This is a genomic window from Bacillus coahuilensis m4-4 (genome assembly GCF_000171615.1).
Lineage (GTDB): Bacteria > Bacillota > Bacilli > Bacillales > Bacillaceae_K > Bacillus_T > Bacillus_T coahuilensis.
Genome location: NZ_ABFU01000007.3, coordinates 47,648 through 56,696, shown reverse-complemented (window position 1 = coordinate 56,696; position 9,049 = coordinate 47,648). Strand labels below are relative to the sequence as shown.

At 40.1% G+C, this 9,049-nt stretch carries 13 protein-coding genes; 9 read left to right on the top strand and 4 right to left on the bottom strand.

Going from position 1 to position 9,049, the window contains the following annotated elements:
* Positions 1–641, top strand: a 641-nt coding sequence (locus tag M44_RS01470) for an IS1182 family transposase (protein WP_010170236.1), incomplete at its 5' end; no start/stop codon positions are given.
* A 187-nt stretch (positions 642–828) separates the two neighbouring features.
* Here the strand turns inward: M44_RS01470 and M44_RS26660 are convergent.
* Both M44_RS26660 and M44_RS25745 read right to left on the bottom strand, forming a co-directional pair.
* Complete coding sequence (locus tag M44_RS26660) at positions 829–993, bottom strand: hypothetical protein (protein WP_010170234.1); 165 nt, start codon at positions 991–993, stop codon at positions 829–831.
* A gap of 105 nt (positions 994–1,098) precedes the next feature.
* Entirely contained in the window at positions 1,099–1,239 is a 141-nt protein-coding gene (locus tag M44_RS25745; protein WP_010170232.1) for an FbpB family small basic protein, read from the bottom strand.
* A 406-nt stretch (positions 1,240–1,645) separates the two neighbouring features.
* On the opposite strand from M44_RS25745, the gene M44_RS01455 reads away from it, so the two are divergent.
* The 8 genes from M44_RS01455 to M44_RS01425 all read left to right on the top strand — a co-directional run bounded on the left by M44_RS01455 (position 1,646) and on the right by M44_RS01425 (position 5,976).
* The gene (locus M44_RS01455) at positions 1,646–1,939 is read left to right on the top strand and encodes a DUF2207 domain-containing protein (protein ID WP_010170230.1); all 294 of its coding nucleotides are present in this window, start codon (positions 1,646–1,648) and stop codon (positions 1,937–1,939) included.
* Complete coding sequence (locus tag M44_RS01450; RefSeq protein ID WP_010170228.1) at positions 1,917–2,897, top strand: DUF2207 domain-containing protein; 981 nt, start codon at positions 1,917–1,919, stop codon at positions 2,895–2,897. Before M44_RS01455 ends, M44_RS01450 begins: the two co-directional genes overlap by 23 nt.
* Before the next feature lie 25 nt (positions 2,898–2,922).
* Positions 2,923–3,480, top strand: a complete 558-nt coding sequence (locus M44_RS01445) for a hypothetical protein (protein ID WP_010170226.1) — start codon at positions 2,923–2,925, stop codon at positions 3,478–3,480.
* A gap of 752 nt (positions 3,481–4,232) precedes the next feature.
* Positions 4,233–4,355 carry a DUF4176 domain-containing protein gene (locus tag M44_RS29725; RefSeq protein ID WP_010170224.1) on the top strand — a complete coding sequence of 41 codons (123 nt, stop codon included), beginning with the start codon at positions 4,233–4,235 and terminating at the stop codon, positions 4,353–4,355.
* Complete coding sequence (locus M44_RS29720; protein WP_155814866.1) at positions 4,312–4,479, top strand: DUF4176 domain-containing protein; 168 nt, start codon at positions 4,312–4,314, stop codon at positions 4,477–4,479. The genes M44_RS29725 and M44_RS29720 overlap by 44 nt, the downstream gene beginning before the upstream one ends.
* Before the next feature lie 29 nt (positions 4,480–4,508).
* Positions 4,509–4,739, top strand: a complete 231-nt coding sequence (locus tag M44_RS01435; protein ID WP_010170222.1) for a hypothetical protein — start codon at positions 4,509–4,511, stop codon at positions 4,737–4,739.
* Positions 4,740–4,882: 143 nt separating this feature from the next.
* The gene (locus M44_RS01430) at positions 4,883–5,593 is read left to right on the top strand and encodes an SDR family NAD(P)-dependent oxidoreductase (protein WP_010170221.1); all 711 of its coding nucleotides are present in this window, start codon (positions 4,883–4,885) and stop codon (positions 5,591–5,593) included.
* Positions 5,594–5,613: 20 nt separating this feature from the next.
* The gene (locus M44_RS01425; RefSeq protein ID WP_010170220.1) at positions 5,614–5,976 is read left to right on the top strand and encodes a MerR family transcriptional regulator; all 363 of its coding nucleotides are present in this window, start codon (positions 5,614–5,616) and stop codon (positions 5,974–5,976) included.
* A 54-nt stretch (positions 5,977–6,030) separates the two neighbouring features.
* On the opposite strand, the gene M44_RS01420 is transcribed toward M44_RS01425, so the two are convergent.
* Both M44_RS01420 and M44_RS01415 read right to left on the bottom strand, forming a co-directional pair.
* A complete protein-coding gene (locus M44_RS01420) occupies positions 6,031–7,512 on the bottom strand; it encodes a phytoene desaturase family protein (RefSeq protein ID WP_010170219.1) in 1,482 nt (493 codons plus the stop codon).
* Positions 7,513–7,614: 102 nt separating this feature from the next.
* Complete coding sequence (locus M44_RS01415; RefSeq protein ID WP_010170218.1) at positions 7,615–8,940, bottom strand: hemolysin family protein; 1,326 nt, start codon at positions 8,938–8,940, stop codon at positions 7,615–7,617.
* Positions 8,941–9,049: the final 109 nt, after the last annotated feature.

The following is a 9,049-nucleotide window of genomic DNA, read 5'->3' as shown; positions in this document are numbered from 1 at the left end:
TCATAACTGATGCATTCGTTACCGCAGGTAACGTTCACGATTCGGTTCCTTACCTTAATCGCTTAGACCGTCAAATAGGACGTTTTGGTTTTCAAGTAGAAGCTGTCGCACTGGACTCTGGATATCTTACAAACCCTATATGTAAGGGGCTAGCCGATAGGAAAATATTTGGTGTAATTGCACATAGAAGGTACCGCCCTACAACTGGTTTATTCCCAAAATGGAAATTTACATATGAAAAAGACCAAGACATTTATGTTTGCCCCAACAAGAAAGCATTAACTTACCGAACAACGAATCGAGAAGGATATAGAGAATATAAATCTGATCCAAAATTATGTGGCAGTTGTCCACTTCTATCACAATGTACAAGATCTAAAAATAATGTGAAAGTGGTAACCCGTCATGTATGGGAAGAACATAAAGAGAAGGTAAGGATAAATAGGTTATCAAATCCTGGAAAGAAGCTATATAAATTTAGAAAAGAAAAAGTGGAGCGAAGCTTCGCAGACTCAAAAGAGCTGCATGGGCTTCGCTATTGCAGGTTTAGGGGAATTAAAAACGCAAGTGAGCAGGTTCTTCTAACTGCAGCTTGCCAGAATATAAAAAAGATTGCGACCCACCTAGCGAAGCTAGGATAAATGGGAAGCAATCTTTTTTTATACTTATCCAAAGATATCGAAGCAAAAAAACCTTTGAATAACTATGAAAAAATTAACTTTCTCGACAAGCTGACCGAGTACGATATGTACTCGGTTTTTTACTTTGTGGTATATTCATTTATCTACTGCAATTTCCTTGATACTTCAACCTTTATTTATTTTATCTTCAAAATCGTACTGTAGGGAAGGAATGGCTCTGTACCATTTGAACGATAGTGTGTTGAAACCTCGGTGGGTTCTTTTTCTCTTCACTTGCTACAGCCATATAGTGTGAATCAAATAAAATAATGAATGTAAACGCAATAAACATATTACGCCAATGGTTGTTCAACTAAAATCGTTTCTCCTTATTAAAATATAATAGGTTAGAAATCGATTTTCTTTTACACTCGCCTTCGCCCTTTCCTGTAAATAGTTACGTAGAATAAATGGTTCGTTAGATCGCTTTAGACTTAGCACTTGAAGCGTGCTTTTCTTCGATGCGCTGTTCAATTCTTTCAAGCTCTTCCTTATTGCGAAGAAGCTCCTCTTTATTTTGCTTCATGAGTTCTAATAGGGATACCTTTACTCGTCTCATCGTTTTCTCTCCTTATTATTTTATTCAGCTGAGAAGCGTTTCTCACAAGCTGGTAAATGATATAAAAATAACCCTTACCAGCATAGGTGGTAAAGGTCTTAAAAACAGGAAAGACCTCTACCAATTGGTAAAGGTCTTGCTAACAACGGTAAAGTTGCCAACAAAGCCGAGAGTGGTTCACTCCGTAATGACGACTTTGCTGTTAAAGCTACTCCCCTTTAGGAGAAACGATATCAAGCTTATTGAGAATAAAATATAGTATTTTAGTAGAATTGTCAAGAAAGAATGAAATAGAGTGATTCTATTTTTATATGAAACCTTAACATTACCACTTCGTAACTAATAAAGAATATACTGGAAAATGGTTGGTGCTCTTTAATTCCTTTACATAAAAGGAGGAAACTCTATGAAATTATCTCATAAGCTCCTTATTGTTTTACTCTTCTTATTCATAACTGCAAACTTTTTTAGTGAGGTCGTTTACTCTAAATCGTATACAATTGACAGTGTTCATATTAGGGGTTGGATTCAATCTAACGGGGATTTACTTGTTAATGAGAAATTCACTTACACATTTGACGGAGAATTTGATACGATATCTCGCTCCATTCACCAAGAACACCATGAAGGAATTGAGTATTTTGAAGTCTATGAACTAAAACAAAATGATGTTGAGATTGGATTTATTTCTTTTTGCTGACCTTGTTCCTCTGACTGTTGAACAAGATTACACGACCTATAACGCTAGCTATCCCATTAAAGATACAACGAAATCCTTTTTATTTGTATATAAATTAAAAAACGCTGTAAAAACTTATGAAACATATAGCGATCTTACTGTTCCTTTTTTTGGGACGGGTTACAATCACGACAAAGATATCCATAATGTGACCATTGATTTTGTTTTCCCTGAAGCAATAGAACCAAAAGACTATCGTGCTTATTTTCATAGCCGAGAAGGGAACGTAGTGGAAAAAGGTGAGGAACTGGTCCGCTATTATACTCCTGTTTCAAAGATGTACAATTTAACTGAAATTCGACTGCTATTTCCTTCTTCTATCATGACTAACCAAGAGAAACGGAAAGCTCCCTATCCAGTTGAAGACGTCATTTTAACGGAAACGAACCAACTGGAGCAAAGATCTTCCAAACTAGTACACTTACAAATATATGAAAAAGGGCTGAGATTGGTACTAATTTTACTAGGTTTTACTCTTTTCATGCTTACATTCTGGAGAGTGTTAGGAAAGATTAAACGTTCGAAATCTTCCACAGACTTACTTAGTATGGATCCTCTCCTTCTGTATGTTATTCAAAAACGAGGACGTCTAACCAACAGGGCTCTCCTAGCTGGATTGTTTTCATTAGTTGAGAATGGAAAAGCAAGTGTGATCCTTCAAGCTGTTACAAATCGATTTTTTAGAGACCCTAAATCACCTAACGAAACTCTTCATTTCACTTTATTAGCAAAAAAGAAAGACCTCACACCGACAGAACAACGGCTTGTATCTTGGACATTTAAACACAGAAAAACCCCATCCTCCTCATTTAACTTGACAGAACTAGCAGGTGCCACTCATAAGGAGAAAGAGGGCAGGAAAAACATGAAAAGGTACTTTTCTTTTATACATTTCTATTATTTTTGCTTTTTCGTATGATTTACAACCAACAACCTCGATTGGATTGTATGGAGTTGTTGCGGGTACTCTTTTAATCCTAGGATGGGTTCAAGCAGAAAAACGCTGGCCTTCAATTCTATTTTTACTGACTACTTTCTATTCCATCGGTGAAATCTATAGTGAAGGAGTTGCGGTTAAGCTATTCCTCTTAACCTTGATTTCTACTATTTTATTTTATTTCACTCCTAGGCATTCTTTATCATTAAAAGCTAGGGAAATAAAAGGACAGATCCATTGCTTTAAAAAGGAGCTTTTGCTTTTTGACACGCACCATCTTACTGAAGAAAATCTCGATCGTTTCCTTGTTAGAATTCTATTATTCTATCCAAAAAGGAAAAGAAACAAATGGGTAACTGAAAGTTTTAGTCAAAAAGAGATTTCTTCTTCCACTCCACTTTTGCATCTTTTTCTAACGGACCAAGATCCATTTGAATTTCTCGCACTTTCTTGGAAATGGAGCGTTCCACCCGGTAGCTCGTCTGATGGTTCAGGTGGCTTTTACTCAAGTGGAGGCGACGGTGGTGGCGGTGGAGACGGAGGCGGCGGAGCTGGTGCTGACTAGGGGGACAGGGACTTTGTCCTCATCAAAGTGGCTAAGGTCCTTTTTACATATCCATCTAGCATTTTTTATTCCAATATCATTTAGGACTAAACTAGAAAAGAATGGGTAGATAGTAAATGTTTATTTTTTGGGATTTATACTTTCAAAGAAAATTTACCCAGATAACTTGGCATGGTGACCGAGCTCGACGATTTACTCTATTCTTATAAAGATATCTCTTCTAGAAGGTAAATCAACTATAGAGAATTATTCGGCAGCTGCCTTAGGAAGTGCAACTGCAAGTAAAATAGAAATAAAGATAGAACCTCTTACCTTTTGGTTATCTACTATTAGAAGAATGATTTGGAATCGAATACGACCCTTTTTATATAGGAGCAGACCTTTCCTAAGGTAGTATCAAAGTTAGGGGGTCAGTTGGACTTGAAACACGTGTCTATTTGCGCTTGGCATTGGAGTTGGAGTAAAAGGTGGGTTAGAAAAAGATAAAAAATAAATAACGTTTAGGGGGATCACGTCATGCCAACCTATAATGAAAAATTTAAAAAATAAATCAGCTTCTCTCTCTTGTTTTTCCCAATTTTAACAGGTCTTATGGGAACAATCACTCTCGTTGTCTTAGTGTCTTGGGTCATACCTAAAGAGCAATTGCAGGCTGAACTCCCCTATTTACTTGTGGCGGTAGCTTTTATATATGGACTATGCGCTATCTCACTATTTCTACGATCGATTTTCTTAAAAAGGGGTAGCTTTAAATGAGTGAAGAATCTTTAACATTACTTCCTATTGGGACTGTAGTGAAATTAATAAAAAGCGAAAAGCCCATCATGATATATGGTAGAAACCAAAGGACAAAAAAGAACCAATGTTACTTATGATTATATTGGCGTCCCTTATCCAGAAGGGAATTTAACAGAAGATTTCAATGTGTGTTTTTTATTGCAATCTTGTTGTGCTTACCTAAACGATAAATACGAAAAGATCTGTGACGAAGCGCAATAAATACATCATTTCCAGCAGGAGGGTTCTATATGTTAAAAAATCCTAGTATAAGAAGGCTCATTCGCATTCTTCTCCTTGTGTTTGCTATTATGTCTATGATTAGTGGGACGTTTCTTCTAGCAATCACGGGGGTTGTAATGGTTTCAGAAACACCAGTACCTAATCAATCCCCAGCATTTCTCTTGATTGCCCTCGTCTATTACGCAATTGCCATCATATTCTTAGTTGTTCGGATAAAAGTTTTCAAGCCTTTGACATGAAATGGGGGACAGGGACTTTGTCCTGCGTAAGCGGACAAAGTCCCTGTCCCCCCATTGATAAAAAAATTGATCCTCTCCCCTTGACCTCAACTTAGGTTTAGGTTGTATCGTATTTGGTGTAAGAAAAAAAGGAGGAAAGATGTATGAAAAAATATGCATTTGTGACAGGTGGAAATAAGGGAATCGGGTTTGAGGTTGTAAGAGAATTAGCGGAGCGTGATGTTCACGTGTTCTTAGGAGCCCGCAATGAAGAGTTAGGAATCCAGGCTGTTGAAGTCATTGGCTGTGATAATGTACGCTTTATTCAAGTAGATGTGACGAGCTCAGAGTCTATTCAGCATTCACTGGAGCAGATACGTGAGGTCACTGATCACTTGGATATTTTACTTAACAATGCGGGGATTGCCCCTGATTTTGGTGTAGCTCCTTTAAAGATGGAGCTAGGAATGTTAAAGAAGGCTTTTGATGTTAATTTTTTTGGAACCTTCCAAATGATTCAAGCCTTTTACCCACTACTCCAAAAGTCTGAAAGAGGCAAAATCATTAATGTAACCACAGATATGGCCTCTCAAACGAGGTTTGCTAACGGAGAGGCTGGTCATTTGAACTTGCTTGCCTATAATTCTTCTAAGACAGCCGCCAATTCATTAACCTTAACGTTCGGAAGAGAATTCGGTGAGGACGGCCCGGAAATTTTCAGCGTAACTCCTGGTTTCACATCAACAGATTTAAACGGCAACGCACCTGGTGGAAAAACTCCAGCTGAAGGCGCTAAAATCATTGTAAACTATATAGAAAGTGAGGAAAGCTATAACGGAAAGCTGTTAGACACAAACGGCATAATGCCATGGTAATGGAGAAGGGTGTACGAAGGATGAATTATACAATAGGCGAGGCGGCCAAGTTGAACGGATTAACCATCTCTCAACTACGCTATTATGACAACCAAGGGTTGCTTCCTTTTTTAAAAAGAACACCGAAGGGCGACCGAGTGTTTGACCACGATGCACTGAAGTTTTTAAATTTGATTCTTTGTTTAAAAGATACGGGTATGCCCATTAAAGAAATCAAACAGTTTGTCGACTGGTCCATGGTAGGAACCCAGCACACACCCAAACGACTGGTGATGATCAAACAGCATGTACAGAATGTTTTGGAGAAGGTGAGAGAAATGGAAGAAAACGTAAAGAAGATCCGACAAAAAATAGCGCGACTCGAGAGTGAAATACAGAGGTAAACAAGGGGACAGGGACTTTGTCTTGTTCTAACAGACAAAGTCCCTGTCCCCTCTTTAGCGTCCCTTTTGGATCTCGCTTGCGACGGTCCATCCACTCAAGCTGCTTCCCAGTGAGCCTGCTCCGGGGAACACGGTATCCCCGCAGAACCAAAGGCCGTCTAGCCTTGAATTTGGTGAATAGGCTTTTAACAAGCTATACTTGCTCGTTGGTGCGTAGCCGCCCACTAACCCTTTTCTCCGCTGGGTAAAGCGCTGGAAGGTAACAGGGGTACCAGGTAAGAGTGTTTCAATATGATCAGAGAACAGAGGGAACTTTTTTTCAATCTGGCCTACTATACGCTCCACGTATTGTTCTTTTAAACTCTCATACTGATCACGATTCCACCACTGATGAGGCTCTGTGTGTGTAGAGAGGGTAATGGCTCGTTTTCCTGGAGGCGCGAACAACGGATCCCCCGGATGTGATACGGAAAATAAAAACTGATTGCCTTCGGATAGGGGTTTTTCGTAATCTCCTATAAATTGATGAAACGGGACGTGTGCCTCTGAATCATCCAGAAAGCGTTCATCAGCCCCTATATAAAGGGTGAAGGCTCCCCAAGACCTCTGTTGCTCTTCCTTTTCTCTTTTAACAGGTAAAGAGCTCGCGTCTTCTTCTGACAGGAGAGAAAAGATGTTATGAAGGGGGGCGTTTACGATGAGGTGCTTCGCATCAAACGTGTCTCCTCGTTTCGTCTTGACCTCCCAGCTGTTTGCTTTCCGTTGAATGGAATCAACCCGCGTACGCTTTTTTAGTTCACCCCCATGGTGTAAAAGGGTGTCCGATAACGTTTCAATAATCGAAGCTAATCCTCCCTGTACATAAAAGGCTCCTCGGTGAAAAACGCTTAGTGCCATGTACCCTAGTAAGGACGGACTATACTCCGATGTGGTTTGAACACTATCCATGAGCTGCCCATTTAAAAACGTTAGAAACGGCTGATTTCGGTGGAGATCATATTTTTTTAACCGGTCATGTACGGACTGCGTCACGAAGGGCGCTAATGAGAGCGTATGGAGATTGATAGAGGATACAATATTCTTCCATTCACCCATTGTAGCAGGAGGAAATACAACCTTTCGATCAATAAAAGGGTACAAACGATCGGCAACGCTAAACACTTCATTGAAAAACGCCTGAATATTCTCCCCTTGGCCAAACACTCGGCCTGCTTCTTTATACCATTTGTCCTGATCCGCGTAATACGTGACGTCTCTGTCAGGCAGGTAGACGTTCATGATAGGATCCAGTTTGGACATGGTTGGCGGAGAGACCTCCAGCTCTTCAAACAGCTTGGAAAATACTCCACCCTGCTCAAACCCCATTCCCACCGTTGCTCCAGCAGCGAATCTAAAGCCGTTTCGGTCAAACTTCCCAGCACTACCACCAAGCTCATTGGCTGCTTCAAGTGTCAGCACCCTGTACCCCTTTTTCGCTAACACAGCCCCCGCTGTAAGTCCCCCAAATCCCGTACCTACTACGATAACATCATACATAGAATCACCTTCTCTTTTAGATGTGGTTGATGGGATTTATTATAAGGCAGGGATGGTCATTAGGATAACTTGGGTGTGCATTTAAGGGGAAAGGACCCGGTCTTATGTTTCCAGGACAAGGTCCCTGTCCCCCTGGTTCACTTTTACTTTGACGATTTTTCGTTCGGTTACTTCTTGGACTGTAAAGAGAGTGTTATGATATTCTACTGCTGGTCGTTCTTCTTCGCTTGGAATGTAGCCAAGCATACCAATGACAAAGCCGCTAAGTGTATCATACTCATCCACTGGTAGTTGGATTTTTAAGACATCCTCTAATAGATCAAGACTTGTTGAACCGACAATGATAAAGGTGTTGTCATCTAACTCTTCAATATATTCTTCTAGCTCGGGCTCATCGTATTCATCTGTAATGCTTCCGACGATTTCTTCGATGATATCTTCTGTGGTGACAATCCCATCTGTCCCCCCGTATTCATCAATCACAATGGACATATGAGTGTTGTGCTTTTGCATTTCTCTAAATAGATCATCGACCCTTTTAGAATCTGGAACGTATAGAGGTTCTCTTGCTATTTCTTTTAAATCAAAGGGAACGTTTTTACCGTGTTCTAGACATTGAAGAAGATCTTTGACATGGAGAATCCCGACAATATTATCTTTATTTTCTTCAAAAATCGGAACGCGCGTGAACTTCTCACTATTCATAAGACGAAGCGCCTCGGTAAAAGTGGCCTGTGCAGAAATGGACACAATGTTCGTTCGATGGGTCATAATGTCTGAAACTACTTTGTTATCCAATTCAAATATATTGTTAATCATCATTTTCTCGTCTTCTTGAATCGTGCCCTTTTCTTCCCCAACATCCACCATCATGCGGATCTCTTCCTCTGTGACATTTTCACCTTCATCATCTGGATCTACTCCAAATAGCCTCACAACGGTATTCGTTGAAAACGTTAAGAGCTTGACGAAGGGGGCAGACACCTTAGATAAAATAGTAAGGGGACCAACAGCAACTCTTGATATCCCTTCTGCTTTTTGTAACGCAAGTCTTTTAGGGACCAATTCACCTAACACTAGCGTAAAGTAGGACAACAAGAGAGTGATGGCAATGACGGATATGACTTCAAGTAGCTGAGGGGTGCCGGGTACGCCAATCGCAACAAGCCACTCTGTCAATCTGCCTGCAAAGCTTTCAGCAGCAAAGGCACTTGCCAAGAACCCTGCGAGCGTGATCCCTATTTGTATAGTAGCTAAAAATCGGCTCGGCTCAGCTAAAAGAGACTGAAGTAATATAGCCTTGCTATCGCCATTTTCGGCTTGTTTCTTAACCTTGTTATCATTGAGGGAAATTAACGCAATTTCCGATGCAGCGAAAAATGCATTTAAAAAGATGAGAAGTATAAGAACTGCTATCTCAATACCCACAAAAACTCCTCCTCTCACGAGTCCATGTTATTTTAAAAAGGCTTATTCTATGCCTTACCCACAAACCCTGCCGAACTAACGATACTTTCAGCATTCTCATTATCAGCAG

Bases quoted from the DNA above. Each gene is read 5' to 3' on its own strand.
- M44_RS25745 (WP_010170232.1), bottom strand. From the start codon at position 1,239: ATGAGACGAGTAAAGGTATCCCTATTAGAACTCATGAAGCAAAATAAA.
- M44_RS01455 (WP_010170230.1), top strand. From the start codon at position 1,646: ATGAAATTATCTCATAAGCTCCTTATTGTTTTACTCTTCTTATTCATA.
- M44_RS29725 (WP_010170224.1), top strand. From the start codon at position 4,233: ATGAGTGAAGAATCTTTAACATTACTTCCTATTGGGACTGTAGTGAAA.
- M44_RS29720 (WP_155814866.1), top strand. From the start codon at position 4,312: ATGGTAGAAACCAAAGGACAAAAAAGAACCAATGTTACTTATGATTAT.
- M44_RS01435 (WP_010170222.1), top strand. From the start codon at position 4,509: ATGTTAAAAAATCCTAGTATAAGAAGGCTCATTCGCATTCTTCTCCTT.
- M44_RS01430 (WP_010170221.1), top strand. From the start codon at position 4,883: ATGAAAAAATATGCATTTGTGACAGGTGGAAATAAGGGAATCGGGTTT.
- M44_RS01425 (WP_010170220.1), top strand. From the start codon at position 5,614: ATGAATTATACAATAGGCGAGGCGGCCAAGTTGAACGGATTAACCATC.
- M44_RS01420 (WP_010170219.1), bottom strand. From the start codon at position 7,512: ATGTATGATGTTATCGTAGTAGGTACGGGATTTGGGGGACTTACAGCG.